Genomic DNA, 21,898 nt, shown 5'->3' on the forward strand with positions numbered 1-21,898 from the left:
TCGCAAGATCTCGCGGTGGGCGCCAGTTGTGCGGCGAGGAAACCTCGCCTCAACTCTGCTGGTAGGTGACGGCGGTCACTCCGCAGGGCGCGTGCAGGTGGAGGTAGTGGGCACCCTCGCCGGAGTCGAGGTCGGCTCCGCCGACCAGGGCGACGTAGTCCATGGTCTGCCCGCAGACGAGGCAGTCGGGGTGCTCGGCGTCCTGGATCCAGTCGGGGTGCCCACCGAGGGTGGAGCCCTCCGGGTGCCAGGCGCTCGCCTGGTAGACGGAGCTGCGCGCCGGGCCGACGCTCGGCAGCACGGCGGGCGGATCCTCGGTGGACCGGTGCAGGTGCCTCGGTGCCGAGTTCTCCGGTGCCCAGGTCGACCCCCCGTCGGGGGTGACCCGGCCGTAGAGGGTGGTGTAGCAGGAGCAACCGAGGCAGGTGGTGAACCGCAGTCGACCCGACCACCCGGTGTGCGCGAGGACCTCCGCGACCCGGGGGTCGGCCGGGTCCAGGTCGAGCAGCGTCATCAGCGGTGACTCGCACCACGGGCAGGTGGGTGCGGCGGCGTCCGGCGCCGTCGGGGTCATCACCAGCCGGTACGCCACCGGCGCGCACAGGTCGCGTCGGCGCCCCTCGGGGTCGACGGTCCACCCGGCGGTGACGGCGTACCCGAGGGGACTCAGGTGCAGCCGGTCCAGGCCGGAGGGGGGCTGCTCCTCCCACCGGCGCAGCGCCGCCTCGGCGGCCGGGTCCTGGATGTGGGCGAGGATGAGCAGCAGATGGTTGAGCTGTCCGGGCTGTCGCCCGCCGTCGACCCGCTCGACGGCCTCGGCGACCACGTCGGCACCGGCCCCCCGGTAGAGCGTCGGAGGCCAGAGCACCCCCTGCTCCAGCAGCCGGGGCAGGTGGGGGGCGAGCCGCTGGGGGTCGGCGGCGGCGAGGTCCGCCAACTCCTCGACGGCGTCGTAGTCGTCGGACTCCGCCGCCCGGATCAGATCGTCAAGCATGGGCGGGATCGTAGCCCCCGGGGCCGACACCGCCTCCGGGGCGGCAGACGGCGAACCTCTGCCGCCCCGGAGGTCGGGTGTCGGGCGGTGGACGCCTTCCGTCGACGGCGTCCACCGCCACCCGTCATGGCCTGCGAGGACGGCGGGGACGGCGGGTAAGGCCGAAACCGATCACCCCGGCGACAGCGGCGAGGATTCCCCCGACCGCACTCCAGATCCACCGCGACCCGAGGTCGGGAACCCAGCCGAAGTCGATGTCGAACCAGCCGGAGTCGTCCGGTTCGGCCGGCTGCGCCGTCGGCTCGGCGTCGAGCACCGTGCCGGCCCGGGTGTCGGGCACCAGCGGTGCCTTCAGTTCCCCGTCGTCGCGGGAGCCCGCGCCGGTCGCCCCGAGCAGGAGCTCCACCTCGATCGGTTGACCGAGGTCGGCCTCGGGCAGGTCGGTCACCGACAGCCGGAGGTAGTACGTCCCCGGGAGGGGATCCGCCGACCAGGGCTCGGCCCAGGACCGGACCTGGCGCAGCGTGCACCCGAGGGTGACGTCGGTGGTGGCGTCGACCCGGGGGGCCTGTGCTCCGTCGGTGCAGGACTGTCGGCGGCGGAGCCCGTCGAAGACCTCCACCTTCCAGGTCGACGCCCCACTGCGGGCCTTCGGGGACGACACCGTCGCGGTGACCACGTGTCGTTCGCCGGCGACGGCCGAGAACGACCAGTACAGGTAGTCACCGACGGCGGCGTCCATCCGGACCGGTTGCCCGGCGGCGATGGGGGTGGCGGTCAAGAACGACGTACCGGCGCGGGTCACCGGCGTCGCGCCCGGCGACGGGGTGGGCGCGGCCGACGCCGGGGCCGGAAGGGTCAGCAGGGTCAGCCCGGCCAGGGTCACCGCCGCGCCGGTACGGATGATCGTGCTCTTCATCGGGTCGTGTCCCTCCAGGTGGCGAACCACCAGCGGGTCAGCAGACCGCTGACCAGCCCGGTGACCAGTCCGGCCACGGTCAACAGGATCAGCAGCACCCAGCCCCGCCCGAGGTCCGGGGCGGCCGGGGCGGGGGAGGACGCGACCACGTCGACGGTCAGCTCGACCGGCAGGCCCGGCGTGGTCCGGGTGCCCCGCTGGGGGGCGAAGGCGTTGCTCACCACCAGGCAGACGACGGTGGGCGCGACGGCGGTGGAGGCGTCCGGTTCCGGGGTCACCCCGATCGTCCGGTCCTCCGCGGCCGACCAGCGCAGACCGGCGGAGACCACGTCGGTGCGGCCGCTGCCGGCGTCCACCCCGCGGACCAGTTCCCGGCCGTCGCCGGTGGTGGCGCGCAGCAGGACCGCGTAGTCCGGGTTGACCGGGCGGTCCAGCGCCACGCTGACCGAGGCGCGCAGTTCCTGCCCGGGGCGGACCGGCACCCGGTACCAGCGGTGCTCGGAGAACTCCTCACGGTCGCTGTAGACCCCGGGACCCAGCAGCGGTGCCGCGTCGCAGACCGACGTGCCGCCGACCACGGTGGGGGCCGCCGTGTACGTGTCCTCCGCCCGGTCCACCAGTTGTTTGATCCGGGTGGTCAACTCGTCGGCGCTCTGTGCGGCGGTGTACGTACCGCCGGTGGCCGCGGCGATGCAGAGCAGCTGCCGACGGACCTTCTCGTCGGGGGCCAGGCCGAGGGTGTCGACGACCAGTTTCGTGCCCTGGGCGGCCAGTTCCCGGGCCACCTCGCAGGGGTCCGGGGGTGCGCAGGTGTCCTCACCGTCGGTGATCAGCACGATCCGCCGGACCGTCGTTCCGGTGCCGAGGTCCTTGGCCGCCTCGCGCAGGGCCAACCCGACCGGGGTGAACCCGGTGGGCCGCAGGTCCGCCACGGCGGCCTTGGCCGCCGTCCGGTTCACCGGGGCGACCGGGACGATCTGCTGGGTGTCCCGGCAGCCGCGTGCCTTGTCCTCACCCCGGTAGGTCGCGCCGAGCACCCGGATGCCGAGCTGGGTGGTCTCGGGCAGCGCGTCGACCACCTCGTTGAAGGCCTGTTGGGCCACCGAGATCCGGCTTCGCCCGTCGATGTCCTTGGCCGCCATCGAGCCGCTGACGTCGAGCACCAACTCGACCTTGGGTGGCTCGGCGGGCTCCGCCGGTGGCTCGTTCGCGAGGGCCGGTACCGGACCGGTCAACACCGCCGCCACCAGCAGCCCGACCACGACGGCTGTTGATCGTCTCTTGTTGATCACCGGGCGGAGTGTAGGTCGTGTCCACTTCGGAAGACGACCCGGGTACGTTCCGGACCCACCCCGGGCCGGTGCCCGGGTGGGGATCTGACATCCTCGGCTGGGTGACCACCGGCCCGTCCCGCCGCCGCCGTACCCGCCGTGGCCTCCTGCGACTGCTCCTCGCCCTCGGGGTGGTCGGGATCCTGGCCGCCGGTGCCGTGGTGCTGGTGCCCCGACTGCTCTCCCCCGGCCCGCGTCCGCTCTTCCAGATGCCGGTGGCCTGCGGCGAGACCTGGCAACTGGGCACCTATCCCGGACACGACGACTTCGACGTCGACTTCTTCCCCACCGAGGGGGAGTCGTGGGGGCGGCCGGTGCTCGCCTCGGCCGCCGGCACCGTCACGGTGGCGGGGATCAACGGGTCGCTGGGTGGGCGTACCCCCGAGGACCCGGACGGGCCACGGGGCCGGGGCGGCGGCTACTGGGTGAAGATCGATCACGGTGGCCGGTGGGAGACGCAGTACCTGCACCTGCTCGAACCGCCGCTGGTGTCCGAGGGGCAGCGGGTCGAGCAGGGCGAGCAGATCGGGCGGCTGGGCAGCACCGGCAACTCCGGCGCCCCGCACCTGCACTACGAACAGCGCCGGGGCTGGGCGAAGGTGGAGACCTGGTTCGACGGCCGACCGTCGGGCATCACCCACGACGACGCCGAGTACACCGTCCGGCTCACCAGCCGCAACTGCCCCGACTGACTGCGCCATCAGTCGGTGGGGACCCTGCCGCCCCGTTCCGTCAGGGCATCGGCTAGGAACATGACATGCCCCGCTACCTGCTCTTTCCCGGTCGCCATCACCTGCTGACCCGCTTCCAGGCCGGGTACCTGCAGCGGCTAGCCACCCCCGGTGACGGTGCGGTGACCGACGCGGACGACCTGGTGACCGTGGTGTGGGCGGTCACCTCGGCGAACCACGAGAACACCCGGCGCAACCCGGTCCCGTACCACCGGCGGGAGGCGGCCATCGAGCGGTTCAGCGTCCTCACCGGCCTGCGGTCGGTGGTCGTACCGGTCTTCGACACCACCCCCACCGACCGGTTCGCCGAGGTGACTGTGAAGACGGTGGCGGCGGCCACCGGATTGGAGCTGACCCCGGCCGACACCGTGGTCGCCTGCTCCACGCCCGAGGTCGCCGCGATGTACGAGGGGCTCGGCTTCGCCATCGCCGGGGTGGAGGCCGAGGTCGAGCCGACGCCCGCCAGGCCGTGGGACGTACTGCTGCGGCTGGCCGCCGACGACCCGTCGTGGCGGGACCTGGCCCACCCGGCGACGGTCGACCTGTACGCCCGCTACCGGCTCGACGACTTGGTCCGCTCGGTGGTCAACGACCCGGTGGTGGGCGACGAGGGCGGGCTGACCGCCACCCGTGACTACCGGACGTACGCCGAGGCGTTCGCGGGGGCCGCCCAGCGCAAGTGGGACACCGTACGCGAACACGTCCGGCCGGGCCGGATCGTGGACATCGGCTGCGGGGCGGGCGCGGTGCTGGAACTCGCCGACCGGGAACCGGCCCTGCGGGAGAGCGACCTGATCGGCGTCGAGGTCGCCCGGCACCTCCACGAGGAGTGTGTGCACAAGAAGGCGCAGGGGTTCTTCGTCAACCCGAACGTCTTCTTCTACCGCCGCAACGTCCTCGGCGGGGCGGTGTTCGCCCCCCGCTCGGTGGACACCACGATGACCTTCGCGTTGACCCACGAGATCTGGTCGTACGGCGAGCAGATGGCCTCCCTGCGCCGGTTCGTCCAGGCCATCTACGACCACACGGTGCCCGGTGGGGTCTGGATCAACAGTGACGTGTGCGGGCCGGACGGGCGGGACCGGACGGTCCACCTACGGTTGGCCACCACCGACGGGGTCGACCCCGGTCGGCCCCGTACCGACCTGGCGGCGGCGGGATCGGCGGAGGCCGCCGCGTACGTCGCCGGGCTGTCCACCCGGGCCCGGCTGGACCAGTTCGCGGTGGACCACCGGTTCGCCGTCGACCACCGCCCGGTGGCCGACGGGGTGGTGGAGCTGACCCTCGGTGCGGCGATGGACTTCCTGACCCGCAAGGACTACACGGACAACTGGCTGTCGGAGACCCAGGAGCAGTTCTGTGGCCTGGAGTACGCCGACTGGAAGGGCCTGCTGACCGACGTCGGCTTCGAGGTCGACCCGGTGAGCACGGCGGTCCGTAACGACTGGATCGTCACCAACCGGCTCGCCCCGGTCGCCACCCTCACCACCCCGGTCGGGGACCCGGTGGACTGGCCCGTCACCCACGTCCTGCTGGTGGCCCGCCGTCCGCTCAACACCTGACGGGGACGGGGCGGCGGTCGGACGACCGGTTCGCCGTCGAGGGGCGGCTCCGCGCTCCGGTGGAATGACCGCTCAGGTGCTCGGCTGGGCGTCCTCGACCCGGGCGGCGGCCCGGACCTCGTGCCGACGGACCAGCGCCACCATCGCCGTACCGACAGCCATCAGCACCGCCGAGGCGAGCAGGGCCACCGCGCCGTTGACCCGCAGCACCAGCAGCGCCGAGATCAACGCGCCGAGCCCCATCGTGACGATCGCCCCGACCCGGCGGGCCCAGGCCGCCCCCTCGCCGCCGGCCGCCCGGCTGTCGGCGGAGAGGTTCACCATCGTCATGGTCACCACGACTGTGGAGAGGTCCCGGATGCCGATGTGCCGGACGGCCGCGGCCTGGGCACCCAGCACCAGGGCCAGCAGTCCGGTGACGAACAGCATCGCCACGGTCCCCGGGTCCCCGGTGACCAGCCAGATCCCGGCCAGGACGAAGGTGAGCACGGTGTTGACGACCAGGATCACCAGGGCCGACCGGGGCAGCTTCGCGGGCCCGGACGCACCCCGGGTCAACCGGGCCGCCAGGACCGCGCCGAGCATGAACGCGAGCAGGGCCACCAGGTTGTTGAGCACCGGCAGGTCGGAGACGCCGGCCAGGCCGAACCCGATGAACAACACGTTCCCGGTCATGTTGCCGGTGAAGACCTGATCCAGGGCGAGGAAGCTGACCCCGTCGATCGCTCCCGTCGCCACCGTCAGCATCAGCAGCGACGCGTCGTACTTCTTGGTCATGACCCTTCCGAGGGGCTCGTCGGCGGACGGGATCCGCCCCGCCGCGACGACCGTGCCGGGCGCGGGGCGGCGGGGGACTCCGCCGGGACGCAGAGCGGGCAGGGCGAGCGTGCCGACGCCTCGTGAGCTCTGGCATCCGCTCGCCCCGCGCAGAGTTTACGCAGGTCGGACAGGGGGCGTGGGCGGGGCGTGCGGGCCCTTGTGGCCCAGGTCACCGCCGTGGTCCGGCCCCGTCACCGCAGTCGTCCGGTCCCGTCACCGCAGTCGTGTGGTCCCGTCACCCGGGCGGCGGGGCGAGCCAGAGCAGCGGCACACCGCTCAGGAGCATCACCGGCAGGCAGCGCAACGCCCGGCGGATGTGCCGGTGTTTGGTCAACGCGATCTCGGCGACCGTCGCGGCGTGCTGCCAGGCCTGGGTGCAGAGCTGTGCGGCGGTCTGGGCCGCGACGGGCTGACCGCCGGGGCGTAGCGAGGGGAACGCGAAGCGGTTCTCCGGACCCGGCGGCGACAGGCGGGGACGGACGGTCTGGAACAGGAACGTCCCGCCCGCGACGGTGGCGGCGGTGAACACCGCCAGCGCCGTCCAGGCCGCTGCGGCCGCCCACGAGGTGGGGCCGTCGCCGAGGACGAGCCGACGCACCGTGTCGTCGGTGGTGGCAGCCACCAGCGCCAGGAGTCCGGTGTGCACCGCGATGAGCATCCCGGCCTTCGCGTCGGCCTGCTGGATGGCGGTCTGGAAGGAGGCGGTGACGTTCATGGCGACCTGGAGTTCCTCGAACGGGGTGAGCGTCCGCTCCGGTCGGTCCGGCCCGGTATCGGGACGGTGCAGGGTGTGCAGCGCCCGGAGGACGAGGGGTGGCATCCGCATGGGCTCAGGGAACCCGACATCCCGGGTACGGGCGCCATCAGACGATGGCGTCCGAGGCGAAGAAGAGCGCCTCGGCGTACTCGCGGGCGAGGCGTGCGTGTCGGCGTACGACGCCGTCGTGGGCGTCCTCGTGTCCCCGCCACCGCAGGATCTCCCGATCCGCCGCCGCCCGGATCGTGTCCGGCGACGCCCCGGGAACCCGCAGGCAGGACCCGGGGTCCGCGCCGGTGGTGAGCGCGACGAGGGCGCTCTCGTCCTCCGGTGACAGCCACGACCCGTTCCCGGCCAGGTCCGTCGACGCCGCCCCGAGGGCCACCTGCCGAAGCTGCGGGGTCCGGGCCACCGCCCGCACCTGTGCCCGCAGTTCGGCCAGGGCCGCCGCACCACGGGCGTCGGTCAGCGGTACCCGCAGCCGGGACAGCGCGTCGATGGCGGTGGCGGCCCGCAACCGGTCGGCCCGGTCGACGAACCGGTGCTGGATCTCGGCGAGCAGGCCGTCCAGCCCCGACAGCCGACGCAGGTGTGCCCGGAGGGTGACAGCACCGAGGGCGGGAGGTCCGGGCAGGGCCGCCACCTCCCGCAGGCCGTACATTCCCAGCAGCGCCAACAGGTGGACGCGGGCCGTCCGGTCGATCGGGAGGGACGTCCCGGACAGGAACGTGTCGTACGAGTAGAGCAGGGCCTCCCGGGTCGGCCCGTCGAGTCGACGAAGGGTGTGCACCTGCCGGGCGTGCTCCTCGGTGAACTCCCCACAGACCGCCGTCTCGGCGAGCAGCCCGTGGACGGGTGTCACGGTGGCCACCAGCCCGCGCATCCGTCTCGCATAGGCCTCGGCGAGGCGACGCGCGTCGGACCACGGGTCCCGGCCGGTGCCGAGTTCGTCGATGCGACTGAGCACCCCCAACGCGGTCCCGGCGGTCCACCAGCCGGTCGCCGTGCCTCGCAACGCCCGCAGCGCCTCCCGGTCACCCTGCCCGGGGTGGGGCATGACGTAGAGCAGGGCGTCCGCCCCGGCGAGGGCGGCCATCGACACCCCGTCGAGCCCGGTGAGGGAGTCCAGGCCCGGGGTGTCGACCAGGACGTGGCTGTCGGCGAGCCGGTCGTTGACCGCCTCCACCACGAGTTCCGTGATCGACTCCCGGGGTGCTCCGAGCTCCGCCACGGTCTCGGGAACCCCACCACCCCGCCGGGCCGGGACGGTCCTGCTCGTCCCGTCGCGGAGTCGTACCTCGACGCGGTTCTGCGGTCCGGCGCGGAACCGGGCGACGACCGTCGTGCACTCGGTGGTGGCGGTCGCCGCCAGGGACTGGCCCAGCACGGCGTTGACGAGCGTGGACTTCCCGGCCTTGAGCCGACCGCCGACCGCGATCCGCAGGACCGGCTCGGCGAGCCGCCGGGCCACCACGTCGAGCGCCGTGGCGGCCGGGCCGGGGGACAGAGCCGGCCGGGTCCGGGCACACAGCTCCCGGACCCGGCCCGACAGGTCAGGGTGCACCGCCGAGGTCCCCCTCCAGCCGTACCTGAAGCTCCGCGCCCCGGCCGGAGAGGGCGGTGAGCCGGTCGACCCGGTCCTGTAGCTCGGCACGCCGCCTCTCCACCCGGCGGTCGTCGGCGGCCACCAGTTGCTCCTGCTCGGTCAGCTCCGCCCGCAACTGCGCCCGTTCGGTGGTGAGCTGGGTGGTGACGTGCGCGACGAGGGACCTGTCGACCAGGTCGACCACCCGCCGGATCTCGACCGGCCCCTCCACTCCGAGGTCGGAGACGACCCGGGCGACGTGGCGGGTCACGTCGGTCACCGACCGGGTCGTCTGGTCCCGCCGCAACCTGTTGAACATGGCCTCCCCGGTGATCAGGACCCCCACCATCAGGGGGATCGCCACGCCTCCGGTGACCACGGCGAGCAGGGTCGCTGTCAACGCCCCGGTCCGGTACGAGCCGGAGAGACGTTCCAGGTGGTCGATGGCGGATCGGTTGTCCTGTCTCCCGACGACCATCGCGGGGAGTCGACGGAGGCGCTCCGGCAGGACCAGATCGGTGCCGGTCGTCTCCAGTCCCGGCGTACCGAGGCCCTGGGTGATCTCGTCGAGGACCCCCCGGACGGACTTCCCCGTCTCCGTCTCCAGGTCCGCCCAGAGGGCGCGGACACCGGCCTCCACCTCGGCCGGGATCTCCTTGAGCTCCAGCGGCTCGGCCTCGGCGATCCGCTTGTCCAGAAGGGTGCGCAGATCGGAGAGGCTGCGCTGGAAGCCGAGTTGGAGACGTTCCCCCAGCTCCCTGGTCCGGGTCCGCACCGTGGTCCGCCAGGCGGCACCGCTGGACTCCAGCGCCGCGAGCTGCCGGGTCAGGTCGGCGACCTCGGCCTCCACGCCCGGGTCCCGGCTGAGCCGGCGCAGCAGCCGCGAGGACCGGGCGACCACCCCGTCCACCTCGTTGCGGGCCACGTGGAGCGCGTTGCCCAGCCGGACCTGGGATCCCCGGGCCGCCGCGTCGGCCAGGGCGGCGACCAGGTCGGGGAGGCCGCTGTCGTGCCTGCGCTCGCGGGCGGTGTCGTGCTCTCCCCGCTCCTCGGCCTCGACGCCGTCCCACCACCGGACGCTGCTGACCGGGAACCAGGGCGCGGTCACGAACCGGGGGGCGTGTCCGGCGAGGAGTTCCCGGTTGCGTTCCAGGGTCCGTGACCAGTTCGGATACTTGTCGATCTGGGCCAGGACGAAAAGCACAATGGCGATCCGTTCGGTCGCCTCGGTGAGGAACCGCAACTCCGAGGCGGTCATCTCACTGGCCCCACTGGTCACGAAGACGAGCAGGTCCGCCCGGTCGAGCGCGGTCATGGTGAGCCGGGCGTGCCCGGAGTCCAGCCCGCCGACACCCGGGGTGTCGATCAGTTCGAGCCCGCCGGTCAGCAGGTCGGCGGGGTGATCGACGGTCACGGCGACGACGTCCGGGTGGCGGGGTCGCCGGGACTCGGGGTCGACGGCCGCGTACGCGGACAGTTCGGACAGCTTGATCGGCTGCGGTTCGGTGGCGTCCCGGAACCAGGCCAGGGCCGACAGCTTCGGAGCGTGACGCACCGCGACGTGGACCGTCGTGGCGACGTCGACATCTTCGGGCATCAGGCCGTCCGCGCCGAGCAGCGCGTTGATCAGGGAGCTCTTGCCGCGTTTCTGCTCGCCTACCACGATGACGCTGGTGTGGTCGCCGACCAGGCGACCGGTCGCCGCCCGGATCGCCGTCCGGGTCGCCTCGGGCACCTCCTCCCCGAGGGCCTCGGTCACGTCGGCGCAGTACCGTGCCACCGCCGGCCCGAGGGGGTGCCGGTCGGGAGGGGGACTGGTGCTCATCGCTCTTCTCCTCTGGTACGCCCGCGGAACTCCTCCTCGGTGAAGAACTCGTCCATCGGGACGGCCTCGACCGGCGGTCGGGACGCCCGCCGCAGCGAGGTCTTCTCGGCCCGGGACACCCGTTCCACCGCCGGGTCTGCTCCTCCGGCCCGACGCAGCGCCGGAGGGAGGTCCGGTGTCCCGGCCCGGGAGGCGGTCTCCCGGTGTGCCGCCCGGTAGTGGACGGTGGTGTCACCCAGTTGCTCCACCTTCGACCGTTCCGAACCGTCCGACCGGGCGGTGTCGGACGTCGGGAGCCGGAGTCGGTCGGCGATCCAACCCAGTCCGGGGATCCGGTGGATGATGTGGCGACGTCCGCCGGTCTCCGACCCGGTGGCCTTCTCGACCTGCTCCTCGGAGTCGTCGGCGGCGGCGGACTGCGGGGCGGGTCGGATGGACGGCCGGGCCTCGACCGGTGGCGACCCGACCGCCGGGGGCGGGTCACGGTGCGGTTCGGCGGCGGCCGGGGGAGGTGCCGGGTCGCGGTGCGGTTCTGTGGCCGGTTCGGTCGGGGTCGGGTGGCGGTGTGGTTCGGGGACGTCCCCGGCGTAGACGTGGGTGACGCCGTCGAGCAGGACGTTACGACGGTGGTCCCCCGCCACGACGTGGACGGCCGGGCCGGCACCCCGTCGTACGGTCTCCCAACCGGCGTCGGCGTGCCCGGCCGGGAGCAGCCACACGGTCCCCCTCGACGCCGGTGTCGGAGCGGCGGGCGCCGTCGCCTCCGCAGTGCCGACCGAGGGCGGGCCGGTGACCCATCCGGGCAGGCCCGGTGTGCTCTCGTGCGGAGTGTGGAGAGTCCGGGCCGGGCGGTCCCAGTCGATCCGCAGCCAGTCGTGGTACGTCGTCCGGGTCCAGTCCCGCCACCGGTCGCGCCACGCCGACAGGGGTGGGATCTGCGCTGCCGCCCGGACCGGTCCGACCCACCCGACGAAGGTGTACAGCCGCCGCCCGGCCTGCTCACCGAACTCCTCGCTGAGTTCGGTGGCCCGGCAGGCGACACCGACGAGGACCCCGGCGTCGACCTGCGCCAGGGCGAAGCGGGGGCCGTCGTCGATCCGCCTGCCGTTGTTGACCGTCGCGTGCACGACGTCGGTCAACCAGTCCACCCCGGTCAGTCCGGCCGGGACGGCGCGCCACCAGGCGTCGGCGTGCCGGGTCCGGCCGAAGACGACGGGTGACCAGTCGGGGGTCGGGTGATCGGTCACGGTCCCTCGATCCGGTCGCCGGCCAGGTACCTGGTGACCACTCCGTCGCGGATGACGGGCAGGTTCCCGACCCGGGCCCGAAGCCGGTCGGCGAGCGAGACGAACTCCTGGTAGGCCCGACGTCGACCGTCGAGGTCGGTGCCGGCCGCGTCGAGCTTCCGCTGCTGGACGCCGATCTCCTCGGCGTTCCAGAGCCGGCGGAAGAAGCCCTTCCGTGCCTCGTCGAGCCGCGTCGACCTGGTCAGGTGGTCGTCCTCGGCGTCGCGTAGCTCTCGCCCCTGGTGAAGCAGCGCCTGGTCGTGGAGGCTGCGCAGGGAGAAGGCCAGGGGACGGTCCACCCCCTGGGGTCGGACGGCCCCCTCGTGGAGCTGCGGATCGGCGCGGGTGCCCAGCTCGCCGACGGTGACCGGGCAGATCAGGGTGGTCACCCCCGGACCGAAGAGGGTGCTGAGCGGTTCGCGGAGCAGGCCGGGGATCCGGCGCAGCGCGGTCCGTCGGTCCATCCCGGGGATGTCGTCCAGGAGGTCCATCTTCGTGATCAGGATGACGAAGGAGGGAAGCGCCGTGTCGTCGTGTGCCCGGCGGTCGTCGACGGCCCGCTGGAGGTGCTCGTGGATGCGCTGGAGCTCCAGGATCCGGTCCGGCGGCGTCCCCTCCGGTCGGCCCAGCCAGGTGGCCAGGTCCTCACCGTCGAGGACGATGTAGATGCTCTGCGAGACGGCCAGCCGGTCCCGGAGCGGACGGGCGTCGTTCTCGTGCTGACGCGCCCGCAGCGCTCCGCCCCGGAAGTCCTGGAGCACGATCCGGGCGAGCCTGTCGAACCCCTCCTTGAAGTGGAACTCGTAGGTGATCGGGCGGTCGTCCGAGGGTTCCGGGGTCTTCACCCCCTGTGTCATGTCCTCCCAGGCGTCCATCAGGTCCAGCCCGATGTCCGGATCGACGGTGAGCAGGTAGTAGCCGTCGACACCGGCCGCGAGGGTGGCGTACATCGCGTGCAGGAACACCGTCTTCCCGGATCTCGACGGGCCCAACATGGTGATGTCGACAGTGGGGATGTCCGGCATGGTGGTGTCCTTCCACATCGTCGGAGGATCAGAAGCGCTGAACGTGGGTGAGCAGGTCACCGAGGCGTTCGGCCGGCTCGACCAGGGAGCGGATCCGGGCCGTCTCGCCCTGGTCGGCCCCGGGTGTCGTCGCTTCCGGGGAGGCCGGCTCCAACGCCCGGTTGAGGATTCCGAGGTGGAGCATCCAGAGCGCCGGAACCCGTACGCCGATCGCCAGAGGGCCGCAGCTGACCAGCATGAACGCGCCCTGGACGTGCAGCGTCCGGGAGACCGCATCGATGATCGGCGTGAACGGGTCCCGGAGCCGGGCCCGCACCGCCGGGGTGTGGAAGTCCACCAGGTCGGCCTTCGTCACCACGATGGCCAGCGGGGTCAGCCGATCCCGGCGGGCGTCCAGCGCCCGGTGCAGCAGCCCGGTGAAGGCGGCCACGTTCCGGGGTGCGGCCGGGTCGGTCAGCAGCCCCCGGGCGTCGTGGAAGAGCAGGATCCCGCTGGCGGAGTCGAGGTCGGCGTGCAGGTCCCGGGCGGCCCGGCTGGTCCGTACCCGCTCGGTCAGGGTCGCCCCCCGGTAGTCGACCCAGGTGAAGGGGAGCACGTCCGCTCCGGCATAGCGCAGGACCAGGTCGAAGCTGCCGCGCTGGGCCGAGGCGTACGGGTAACGGCCCCGCCGGATCGCCCCCGCAGTCTCCCGCAGCATCCGGTCGTCGTCGGCTTCGGCGACCACCCGGAACCCGTCGACTCCCCGGTTCATGAGGGCGTACATCGACGCCATGTAGCTGGTCTTGCCGGCCCCGCTGTGACCGAGCATCACGATCCTCATGGCAGCTCCCCGAGGTCGGCCAGGTCGAACGGGTCGTACTCGGTGGTCCGTCGGGGACGGGGGGTGGGCACCACACCCCGGGCCCCGAGCGCGACGGCCAGGGCCGGGTCGGCCGCCCGCACCGGCAACCGGCCGAGGCGTTCCGCGACCAGGTCCGACAGGGCCGGTGTGGCGGCGACCCCGCCGACGAGCAGCACCACCGCCAGCCGGTCGACCGAGGTCCCGGCGAGGTCGACGGCCTGGTCCACCAGGGCGGCGACGGCGTGCAGGGTGGGCTCGACCCGCTCGTCGAACTCCCGACGGGTGACCAGGAGCGGTTCGGGCCACTCCGGGCGGGTGACCTGCACGGTGGTGGCGTCGGAGAGGTGCTCGCGCCACCGGGTCACCTCCGGCCCGTCCGGGGAGGTCCCGCCGGTGTCCCCCCGAACGTCTGCGTGCTCGTGCACCAACCGCCGCAGGGCGTCGTCGAGGTCAGCCCCGCCCACCAGGTCGGGTTCGGTGGCGGCGACCACCCGGGGCGCCGACCCGGCGGCCACCACCACAGCACCGGAGGCGGTGCGACCGCCCACGTCGAGGACCCCGACGAGGTCCCCGGGCCGGACCGGCAGCTCGGCTCGGCAGCCGCCGACGGCGGCCACCGGAGCCGGCACGAACCGTGGCGACGGTATCCCGGCCCGGTCTGCGGCCCGGCGCAGCGCGCCGACCTCGTCGGTGTGCCAGTGCCCCGGATGGGTGAGGACGGCGTCGGTCACGGTCGGATGGGGCCGCCCGGCGAGCGCGAGCCGCCACGCCCGGTGCAGGAGTACGGCGGCGAGGTCCTCGGTCGGTACCGATCGACCGGCCAGCCGGGTCGACCGGGCGGCGGTGAGGGCACGCACCGGCAGGAGTTCGACGCGATGCCGGTCACCTGCGGTGTCCCCGGTGCGGGCTGCCCCGGTGGGGTCGATCCACACGACCGAGGGGAACCGGGACACCCCGTCCGGGCCGGCCACCACTGTGGTGGTGTTCCCGACGTCGATCGCCGCGACTGTCGTCATCGTGCCTCCCGTCGGCGCGTACCGGCCACGAGGACATCAAGCCCTGGAATCCCGCCGGAGAGGACATCAGATGATGGGATCGGCCCGAACGGCCACACCTACGCTCGGTGGCGTACCCGTCGACCCCCCGGTCGCACCCCCGTCAGCCGGAAAGTGGGCCACTGTGGACGACGTCGTGGCGTGGCGCGATGACCGAACGCATCCGGCGGTCGCCGTCCGTCAGCCGGCCGGCACCAACCGGACCTGCCCCGCCGGGGCGCGGCGTCCTAGCATCGAAGCTCGACACCGCCAGTCGCAGCGATGGGGACGCGAGATGGTCGAGATCGGTCGACGTCCGGTCCGGTCCTGGCCGGCCGGGACCCTCCTGTCGGTCCTCGGGGAGCCGGATCGACAGGACCTGCTGGCCGTCGGCACTCCCCGCCGACTCGCTCGTGGCGACGCCCTGATCCGGGAGGGCGACGTCGGCGACGACGTCTTCGTCATCGTCGAGGGATGCACCAAGGTCTCCGGCGACACCTACGACGGCCGGACCACCCTCCTGGCCGTACGGGTGCCGGGCGACATCGTCGGGGAGTTCGCAGCGCTCGACGGGGGCCGTCGATCCGCCACCGTCGTGGCGTGCGCCCCCACGGTGGTCCGGTCCGTGGGGCGGGGTGCCTTCGACAGTTACCTGGCCACCCATCCGGCCGCGGATCACGCGGTACGGCGCAGCATCGTCGCCAAGCTCCGTCAGGCGACCCGGCTGCGGGTGGACGCCGGGGGCTCCGCCGCCGAGGTCCGACTGGCCCGACTCCTGACCTACCTGTCGGAGGTCTACGGTCGGCCGGTCGCCGAGGGACGACTGATCGACGTGCCGCTCAGTCAGGCCGAACTCGCCGCGATGGCGGGCGTCTCGGTGCCCAGCGTCCAGCGGGCCATGGCGGTCCTGCGCCGACGGGGCCTGGTGGTCCCGGGCTACCGGAGGCTCGTGGTCCGGGGCGACATCGACCCGTCCGCACCCGTTCCACCGGCCTGAGCCCGTCCGGTCCTCGACCCCGGCGGGTCCCGATGTCACATCCGTTCGGCAAGGAGGCGCGATGGCACGGCGAAGGCCCGGGAGACGTCGACTCTGCCTGGTCATGGACATGGAGGGCTACAGCCACCTCCGGTACACCGCGCAACTGACCGCCCAGGAGCGGCTGGGCGGCATCGTCAGGTCGATCAGCAACCGGGCTCGGCTGCATCTGCGGCGTACCCTCCGGCAGGACCAGGGCGACGGGGTGGTGATGGTCCTACCCACGGACGTGGACGAACCGGTCGTCCTCGCTTCCCTCCTGCTCGGCCTGCGGCACGCCCTGCACGTGGCGAACGGCGCCGCCGAGGACGGGGGCAGGATCCGGTTGCGCGCCGCCGTCAGCGAGGGAGTGGTGCACGAGGGGAGCACCGGTTACGTCGGTCAGGCGGTGGTCGAGGCGTGTCGGGTGGTGGACTCGGCCCAGCTGAAGGCGGAGTTGAAGGGACACGACGACGGTGACCTGGCCGTGGCGTTCACCGAGGGCCTCTTCGTCGACGTCGTCGAGCGGGGCGGCTACCCGGATCTGCCCGCGACCGACTTCCGTCCACTGCTGGTCGAGACCCCGGACAAGAAGTTCGCGGCGAAGGCTCGGGTGACCCTGCCCCCGCGTGGACCGGTCCCCCCGGTCCCCTCCGCCGACCGGCTCCGGCCCCGGTCCGTCGCGGTCGTGGCGGTCGGGGTGCTGGTCGGGGTGGCGGCGGCCGACGACGTGGCCGAGTTGGGGGAGCGGCTGGCCGGGCTCCTCGACGTCGACGAGGAGCCCGACCCCGGCAAGCCGGTGGGCAGGTCCCACCGGTGGCCGGAGCCACCGGACAGGCCGGACGAGCCCCTCGACGACGAGGTCGGAGAAGCGGAGCACCCGCCCGTCCTCCCGGTCGCCCTCGACGTCGAGGACGACACCGAGTCGTCGTCCGACGGGACCTGATCCGGTCCGTCGCCGGGGCCGGTCAGCCGGTCAGGGCGTTCACCGCGACGAAGAGGTACAGCAGGCCGCCGAGGCAGACCACGACCCCGCCGATCAGGGGTGCCCGGGACACCAGCGCCGCTGCGGCCGAGGAGCCTTCGGCTCGACCGGCCAGGAGCGCGAATCCCCGGATGGTCACCACCCCGACCCCGGTCAGCGTCGCCGCCATGCCGACCCCGAACGCCAGCACGAGCAGCACCCCGTCCAGCGCCCGGCCGGTCAACAGGCCGCTGACCAGCACCAGGAAGGCCGAGGGGGAGGGCAGCAGACCGCCGGAGAGACCCAGGGCGACCAACCCTCGCCGGGACCAGGGATCGGTCGGGGCGGGCGTCGGGTGGGAGTGGGCGTCGTCGTGGCCGGATCCGGCCGAGCCGTGGTGGTCGTGGGCCTGGGCCGGACCGTGCGTGTGGGCCGGGCTGTGGGCGTGGGCTGCACCGGACGCCGCAGCCTGCGGGGCGGGGCGGTCCCCGACGGGCCCGCCGACCCCCACCGGCACCAGCGCGTGGTCGCGGGTGCGTCCGTCCCCGTGGCCGTGGCCGTGGCCGTGGCTGTGCCCGTGGCTGTGCCCGTGCCCGTGCCCGTGCCCGTGCCCGTGCCCGTGATCGTGATCGTGTCCTCGGCCGGTGAGGTGACGCCAGACCAGGTTGGCGCCGACGCCGATGACCACCAGCCCGGCGAGGGCCTGGAGCCATCCGGTGATCGACTCGGTGCCGAGGCTGGCCACGCCGGTGAGGCCCACCCAGGCGACGGCGAGGACGAGCACCGAGAAGGTGTGCATCACCGCCACGATCACACCGAGCCGGGCCGCGTCCCGGTACCGTCCGCGCGTACCGACCAGGTAGGCGGCGGTGATGCTCTTGCCGTGCCCGGGGGCCACGGCGTGTGCCGCCCCCACGCCGAACGCGACGACGAGGGCGAGCCAGAAGACCGCACCGCCGTCGAAGAAGGCGACCAGTTTCGCGTCGAGCCCGCCGATGCCGTTCACCGGCGTACCCCCGTCCGACGACGGATCAGGAAGACGGCCAGGGCACCGGCCGCGGCCAGTCCGGTCCCGGCGGCCACCCAGGTCACCGCAGTGGGGGCGCCGCCGCCGGTGGCGGTGACCCGCAGGTCGTGGCTGGCCCCGGTGGCGGTGAAGAGCACCTGGCCGGGGCTTGTCGACCGGCCGGTGGCCACGGTGCGGTACGCCGGGTTCAGGTCGGTCAGGGTGGTGACAGTCAACCGTAGTTCGGTGACCGGTCGGGGGCAGTCGAAGCGCAGGCGCGCCCCCTCGGTCAGCAGTTGTTCCAGGGGGAGCAGCGTGCCGGCGCAGTCCTGCCCGGCCTGGCTGACCCTGATGTTGCCGAGCAGGTAGTCCCGGACCGCAGTGGAGCGTTGCAACTTCTGCTCGCCGGTGACTGTGGTGTCGACCGAGCCCTGGGTGGGGTCCTCGAAGGCCCCGACCGACTGGCCCAGCGCCACCCAGTCGTCCTCGGCGGCCTGCCAGACCAGGCTGACCCGGTCGCCGGAGACGCTGACGTCCGCCGCCGAGGGCGGACCGAACGGGTGGGCGGACGCCGGGGTGCCGGCGACGCCGAGCGTCGCCGCGACGGCGGTGCCGAGCGCGGCCAGTCCGGCGCCGATCGTTCGAACGCCGGCGCGGGACCCGGCCACGGCCGGGCCGGACGGCGGGTCGACCGCCCGGACGCGGGTACCGATCCTCACGTGTTTCTCCCTGTCGGTGCCGACCCGGGGTGGGCGACCCGGATCGGGCCGCCCACCCCGGGCACGGATCACTTGGTGACCGTGACCACCGGGCTGGTGATCTTCTGGTTCTCGCTGGTCAGGTAGACGTTGTGGGTGGAGTTCGCCTTGGCGGTCGGGGGGAGCTCGAAGCTGTAGGTGAGCCGGCCCAACTCGTCGGCGTTCTTGTAGCCGACGAAGACGCCGTTACGGCCCTCCTCGGCCTTGGTGTTGCGCAGGTAGACGGTGACCCGCTCGCCCGGGTCGTAGCCGAAGGCGTCGACCCGGACCCGGCCGCCGAGCGGGACGCTCTTCTTGTTGGTCTTGGCCTGCTCGCCCACGGTGTTCTCCGGGGTACGCAGCTCGTTGACGGTCCGCTCACCGGAGTCGTTCTTGCGGATCAGGAACCCGTCGTGGTGCTCGCCGTTGGCGTAGCGGGCCTCGAACCGGATCTGGTCGGACTTGACGTCGATGAGCTGGTACAGCTGGACGTTCTGGGCGGTGCTGGTCACCTCGGCCCCGTTGCCGGTCCAGTTCTGACCGTTGTTGAGCTGGTACATCTTGCCGCCGGAGTTGGACACGACGTACGCGACACCGTTGTGCACGGTGGTCGACTGACGGTTCGCCGCCACGTTGCCCCGGCCGTACGAGTGGTCGTGGCCCTGCAGGACCAGGTCGACGCCGTACTTCTCGAACAGCGGACCCCACTGGGCGCGGACGTTGGGGTTGTTCCGGCTGCCGGTGGTGGAGTAGACGGGGTGGTGGAAGGTGACGACCGTCCACTTGTTGGGGTTGTCCTTGAGCACCCCCTCCAGCCACGCGGTCTGTGCGGCCATCAGGGTGCTGTTGCTCTGGTGGTTGGTGTCCAGTCCGACGAACCGCACGCCCTGGTAGTCGACGTGGTAGACGGTCTGCTTGAACTCCGGGTTACCGGGGCCGTTGTCCGGGTACGGGAACTGCGGACGCCAGAAGGTGGACAGCCCACCGCTGTACTCGTGGTTGCCCGGCACGGAGATGTTGTTGACCTGGCCGTCGATGAAGCCGCTGGCCTTGTACCACTGGCCCCACTGCTCTTCGCTGTTGGCGTGGTCGATCAGGTCACCGGCGTTGACGATGACCTTGGCCTCGGGCCGGTCGGCGAAGGCCTGCCGGAACACCCGGGGCACGGCGGAGTCGATGTAGTTCTGGGCGTCGCCGTAGTAGATGAACGAGAACGGTTCGAGGCTGCTCTCGGCGGTGGTGAAGTCGACCCACTCGCTCCAGTTGGTGCCGTCGCCGACCCGGTACGTGTAGCGGGTGCCCGGCTTCAGGTCGGTGAACTCGACGGTGTGGTAGGTCGAGGCGTACCCGAGGGTGGTGTTGACCGGGCTGGTGGCGCTGGCCCGGACGGTCCGGACGGCACCGGCCGGCGGGGTGACGCCGCCGAGGGCCCGGGGGGCTTCGAGGATCTGCGCCTGCGCCCACTCGGCGGTGGCCTCGGCCCGCCAGGTGACCTTCTGCGTGGTGTCCGGCGTGGTGGTCGGGATCAGGATCAGACGGTCGGGCATCGGGGACGGCTTGTGGATCTCGGCCGCCGGGAACTTGGCCGGGGCGGCGTCGCCGAACGCGGCCGGTGCGAGTGCGAACCCGCCGACGAGCAGCGCCGTCGCGCCGATTCCGGCGATCTTCGCCCGCCGCGAGACGGTGAGCCAGGATCTACTGTGGCTAGTCACGATGAGAGTGCCCTCCAGCACAGGGGTTTCGCCTACCAGGGGTGAAAGGGCAGGCCAGTGGCATTACCGACGGTCCAGTGGAAGGCGACGCGACATCCAGCTTGCGCAGAGATGAACTCATGATCCACGGCTGTGGTGTCATGTGCGGCTGGCCGGTTGGTCCGCGACCGGACACCGACTGTTGATCTTGTGTTCACGGAGTCGGGCCTACGATGCGCTCGGCACCTGACGCCTCGTGCCGCCGGTCGGCCCGGACGTCCCGCGCCGGTGACCAACCGGTACGGCAGGCCGGTGCCGGAAGGAGCAGCCGGCACGGAAGGCCCGGGCCGGTCAGGACGGAACGGACCCGCGATGACACCTGACGCTGCCCGCCCGCCGACCCGGCGCCCGCCCCGGTACCGGGGGTGGGCGGTGGTCGCCGTCGTCGCGGCGATGGCGGTCTTCCCGGCGACCGAACCCCGGGCGGTGCTGATGAAGGACGACACCTTCGTCGACGCCCAGACCAACGGGATCCTGACCATCGAGGGCGGTGAGTGCTTCACCGATCCCGCGTACTCGACCCGGCTCGGCGACGTCGTGGTGCTGTACGCGTCGTGCGAGGAGGGCGCTGACAACCAGTCGTACGCCTTCCTGCACGCCCCGGACGGCCCGTGGGACCGGCCGGGGCTCGTCGAGTTCGCCAGGGCCGGGTGTGGCCGGGACTTCGCACGGCGGTGGACCTCCCGGGAGGCGTCCGGCCTGGACCACTACCCGGTGCTGCCCACCGAGGAGACCTGGGCGGACGGGGACCGCGACGTCATGTGCGTGGTGTACCGCCCCGGCGAGCGGATCACCCGTTCCCTGGTGCCGCTGGTGCGCTGAGGGGCCGGCGGTCAGTCGTCTCCGTCGGTGAGTTCGAGGTGGCGGTCGATCATCGCGTTGACCTGGCCGGGGACCTCCAGCTGGACGAAGTGTCCGGAGCCGACCGTCTGCCCGACGTCGGCCTGCGGGGCGAGCTGCGCCAGCCGGGCGTAGTCGGCGAAGGGGGCGTTGGACCCGACGTAACACGACGGGCGGTCCCAGCGGGCCAGGTCGGCGGCGTCGCCGTCGCCGGTGACGTACGCGGCGAGCCCGGCGATCGGCTCGTACGCGACCTGGGTGCTGGGCCTCGACGTCGCCGCGACGACCCGGCGGACCAGGCGGGGATCGGACCGGGGGAGGAAGTACGACCGGACGACGGCCTCCCGGGCCTCGCCGGAGGTGTCGTCGCGGAGGGAGTCGGCGACCCGGGTGACGGCCTCGGCGGCACCGGGTGGGCCGGCCACCGCGGAGTCGAGCATCACCAGCCCGGTGAACCGGTCCCGCGCCCCGGCGGCGGTGGCCAGCGACCAGACGCCCCCCAGGCTGTGCCCGACGGCGGTGACCCGTCGCAGGTCGAGTTCGGCGGCGAAGGCCCGGAGTCGTCCGGCCATCTGGTCGACGCCGTAGCCGTCGGGCGGGGGCGGGCTCTCGCCGTGTCCCGGCATGTCCACCGAGATCACCCGGGCGGACCGTCGGTCGGCGAGGTGCCGGGCGACGGGGGTCAGGAACTCGTGGTCGCAGCACCATCCGTGCACCAGCAGGAAGGTGTCGCGTCGGCCCCGGCCGGCGGTCCAGTACCTGATGCCGGCAGCGCTTCGGCTTTCTGACGTCATGGCGTCCTCCCAGTTCAGAGCGGTCTTCCTGGCTCTACTGAAGCCGAATGGTCACCGACTGTCATGGCGTACCATGCCTTTT

General features: G+C 72.8%; 20 protein-coding genes. 5 read left to right on the forward strand and 15 right to left on the reverse strand.

Features of this window, described 5'->3' with window-relative positions; all coding sequences use genetic code 11:
* Positions 1-49: 49 nt before the first annotated feature.
* The 3 genes from WHN02_RS12450 to WHN02_RS12460 form a co-directional block, all read right to left on the reverse strand.
* Positions 50-994, reverse strand: coding sequence for a hypothetical protein (locus tag WHN02_RS12450; RefSeq protein WP_434743450.1), 945 nt, complete (start codon positions 992-994; stop codon positions 50-52).
* Positions 995-1,118: 124 nt separating this feature from the next.
* A complete protein-coding gene (locus WHN02_RS12455) occupies positions 1,119-1,913 on the reverse strand; it encodes a peptidase (RefSeq protein ID WP_434743451.1) in 795 nt (264 codons plus the stop codon).
* Entirely contained in the window at positions 1,910-3,205 is a 1,296-nt protein-coding gene (locus tag WHN02_RS12460; RefSeq protein WP_434743452.1) for a VWA domain-containing protein, read from the reverse strand. Before WHN02_RS12460 ends, WHN02_RS12455 begins: the two co-directional genes overlap by 4 nt.
* Positions 3,206-3,273: 68 nt before the next feature.
* Between WHN02_RS12460 and WHN02_RS12465 the strand changes: the two genes are divergently transcribed.
* Together WHN02_RS12465 and WHN02_RS12470 are read left to right on the forward strand one after the other, a co-directional pair.
* Entirely contained in the window at positions 3,274-3,936 is a 663-nt protein-coding gene (locus tag WHN02_RS12465; RefSeq protein ID WP_434743936.1) for a M23 family metallopeptidase, read from the forward strand.
* 65 nt (positions 3,937-4,001) lie between these two features.
* A complete protein-coding gene (locus WHN02_RS12470; RefSeq protein ID WP_434743453.1) occupies positions 4,002-5,537 on the forward strand; it encodes a class I SAM-dependent methyltransferase in 1,536 nt (511 codons plus the stop codon).
* A 72-nt stretch (positions 5,538-5,609) separates the two neighbouring features.
* On the opposite strand, the gene WHN02_RS12475 is transcribed toward WHN02_RS12470, so the two are convergent.
* The 8 genes from WHN02_RS12475 to WHN02_RS12510 form a co-directional block, all read right to left on the reverse strand.
* Entirely contained in the window at positions 5,610-6,314 is a 705-nt protein-coding gene (locus WHN02_RS12475; RefSeq protein WP_434743454.1) for a YoaK family protein, read from the reverse strand.
* A 277-nt stretch (positions 6,315-6,591) separates the two neighbouring features.
* Positions 6,592-7,182, reverse strand: coding sequence for a Pycsar system effector family protein (locus tag WHN02_RS12480; protein ID WP_434743455.1), 591 nt, complete (start codon positions 7,180-7,182; stop codon positions 6,592-6,594).
* Positions 7,183-7,219: 37 nt separating this feature from the next.
* Positions 7,220-8,677 (reverse strand): dynamin family protein, encoded by a 1,458-nt coding sequence (locus WHN02_RS12485; RefSeq protein WP_434743456.1) that lies wholly within the window; start codon positions 8,675-8,677, stop codon positions 7,220-7,222.
* The gene (locus WHN02_RS12490) at positions 8,667-10,523 is read right to left on the reverse strand and encodes a dynamin family protein (protein WP_434743457.1); all 1,857 of its coding nucleotides are present in this window, start codon (positions 10,521-10,523) and stop codon (positions 8,667-8,669) included. Before WHN02_RS12490 ends, WHN02_RS12485 begins: the two co-directional genes overlap by 11 nt.
* On the reverse strand, positions 10,520-11,770 hold the full coding sequence (locus WHN02_RS12495) for a hypothetical protein (protein ID WP_434743458.1): 1,251 nt from the start codon (positions 11,768-11,770) through the stop codon (positions 10,520-10,522). Before WHN02_RS12495 ends, WHN02_RS12490 begins: the two co-directional genes overlap by 4 nt.
* Positions 11,767-12,852, reverse strand: a complete 1,086-nt coding sequence (locus WHN02_RS12500) for a hypothetical protein (RefSeq protein WP_434743459.1) — start codon at positions 12,850-12,852, stop codon at positions 11,767-11,769. Before WHN02_RS12500 ends, WHN02_RS12495 begins: the two co-directional genes overlap by 4 nt.
* Positions 12,853-12,862: 10 nt before the next feature.
* On the reverse strand, positions 12,863-13,654 hold the full coding sequence (locus tag WHN02_RS12505) for a TRAFAC clade GTPase domain-containing protein (protein ID WP_434743460.1): 792 nt from the start codon (positions 13,652-13,654) through the stop codon (positions 12,863-12,865).
* Complete coding sequence (locus tag WHN02_RS12510) at positions 13,651-14,691, reverse strand: Hsp70 family protein (RefSeq protein ID WP_434743461.1); 1,041 nt, start codon at positions 14,689-14,691, stop codon at positions 13,651-13,653. Before WHN02_RS12510 ends, WHN02_RS12505 begins: the two co-directional genes overlap by 4 nt.
* A gap of 313 nt (positions 14,692-15,004) precedes the next feature.
* On the opposite strand from WHN02_RS12510, the gene WHN02_RS12515 reads away from it, so the two are divergent.
* Both WHN02_RS12515 and WHN02_RS12520 read left to right on the forward strand, forming a co-directional pair.
* Positions 15,005-15,706 carry a Crp/Fnr family transcriptional regulator gene (locus WHN02_RS12515; RefSeq protein WP_434743462.1) on the forward strand — a complete coding sequence of 234 codons (702 nt, stop codon included), beginning with the start codon at positions 15,005-15,007 and terminating at the stop codon, positions 15,704-15,706.
* Between the two features lie 61 nt (positions 15,707-15,767).
* Complete coding sequence (locus WHN02_RS12520; RefSeq protein ID WP_434743463.1) at positions 15,768-16,670, forward strand: hypothetical protein; 903 nt, start codon at positions 15,768-15,770, stop codon at positions 16,668-16,670.
* Positions 16,671-16,692: 22 nt separating this feature from the next.
* Here the strand turns inward: WHN02_RS12520 and WHN02_RS12525 are convergent, their stop codons facing one another.
* The 3 genes from WHN02_RS12525 to WHN02_RS12535 form a co-directional block, all read right to left on the reverse strand.
* Entirely contained in the window at positions 16,693-17,694 is a 1,002-nt protein-coding gene (locus tag WHN02_RS12525; RefSeq protein ID WP_434743464.1) for a nickel/cobalt transporter, read from the reverse strand.
* Complete coding sequence (locus WHN02_RS12530; RefSeq protein ID WP_434743465.1) at positions 17,691-18,413, reverse strand: hypothetical protein; 723 nt, start codon at positions 18,411-18,413, stop codon at positions 17,691-17,693. Before WHN02_RS12530 ends, WHN02_RS12525 begins: the two co-directional genes overlap by 4 nt.
* 68 nt (positions 18,414-18,481) lie before the next feature.
* Positions 18,482-20,143 carry a fibronectin type III domain-containing protein gene (locus WHN02_RS12535; RefSeq protein WP_434743466.1) on the reverse strand — a complete coding sequence of 554 codons (1,662 nt, stop codon included), beginning with the start codon at positions 20,141-20,143 and terminating at the stop codon, positions 18,482-18,484.
* Positions 20,144-20,494: 351 nt separating this feature from the next.
* On the opposite strand from WHN02_RS12535, the gene WHN02_RS12540 reads away from it, so the two are divergent.
* Entirely contained in the window at positions 20,495-21,004 is a 510-nt protein-coding gene (locus WHN02_RS12540; protein WP_434743467.1) for a hypothetical protein, read from the forward strand.
* A gap of 11 nt (positions 21,005-21,015) precedes the next feature.
* On the opposite strand, the gene WHN02_RS12545 is transcribed toward WHN02_RS12540, so the two are convergent.
* Positions 21,016-21,816, reverse strand: coding sequence for an alpha/beta fold hydrolase (locus WHN02_RS12545; protein WP_434743468.1), 801 nt, complete (start codon positions 21,814-21,816; stop codon positions 21,016-21,018).
* Positions 21,817-21,898: the final 82 nt, after the last annotated feature.

It is taken from the genome of Micromonospora sp. SH-82 (assembly GCF_051132485.1).
Lineage (GTDB): Bacteria > Actinomycetota > Actinomycetes > Mycobacteriales > Micromonosporaceae > Micromonospora.

Coding starts and splice junctions, on each gene's coding strand:
- WHN02_RS12475 (WP_434743454.1), bottom strand. CDS start 6,314: ATGACCAAGAAGTACGACGCGTCGCTGCTGATGCTGACGGTGGCGACG.
- WHN02_RS12490 (WP_434743457.1), bottom strand. CDS start 10,523: ATGAGCACCAGTCCCCCTCCCGACCGGCACCCCCTCGGGCCGGCGGTG.
- WHN02_RS12500 (WP_434743459.1), bottom strand. CDS start 12,852: ATGTGGAAGGACACCACCATGCCGGACATCCCCACTGTCGACATCACC.
- WHN02_RS12450 (WP_434743450.1), bottom strand. CDS start 994: ATGCTTGACGATCTGATCCGGGCGGCGGAGTCCGACGACTACGACGCC.
- WHN02_RS12545 (WP_434743468.1), bottom strand. CDS start 21,816: ATGACGTCAGAAAGCCGAAGCGCTGCCGGCATCAGGTACTGGACCGCC.
- WHN02_RS12505 (WP_434743460.1), bottom strand. CDS start 13,654: ATGAGGATCGTGATGCTCGGTCACAGCGGGGCCGGCAAGACCAGCTAC.
- WHN02_RS12455 (WP_434743451.1), bottom strand. CDS start 1,913: ATGAAGAGCACGATCATCCGTACCGGCGCGGCGGTGACCCTGGCCGGG.
- WHN02_RS12480 (WP_434743455.1), bottom strand. CDS start 7,182: ATGCGGATGCCACCCCTCGTCCTCCGGGCGCTGCACACCCTGCACCGT.
- WHN02_RS12515 (WP_434743462.1), top strand. CDS start 15,005: ATGGTCGAGATCGGTCGACGTCCGGTCCGGTCCTGGCCGGCCGGGACC.
- WHN02_RS12520 (WP_434743463.1), top strand. CDS start 15,768: ATGGCACGGCGAAGGCCCGGGAGACGTCGACTCTGCCTGGTCATGGAC.
- WHN02_RS12470 (WP_434743453.1), top strand. CDS start 4,002: ATGCCCCGCTACCTGCTCTTTCCCGGTCGCCATCACCTGCTGACCCGC.
- WHN02_RS12510 (WP_434743461.1), bottom strand. CDS start 14,691: ATGACGACAGTCGCGGCGATCGACGTCGGGAACACCACCACAGTGGTG.
- WHN02_RS12540 (WP_434743467.1), top strand. CDS start 20,495: ATGACACCTGACGCTGCCCGCCCGCCGACCCGGCGCCCGCCCCGGTAC.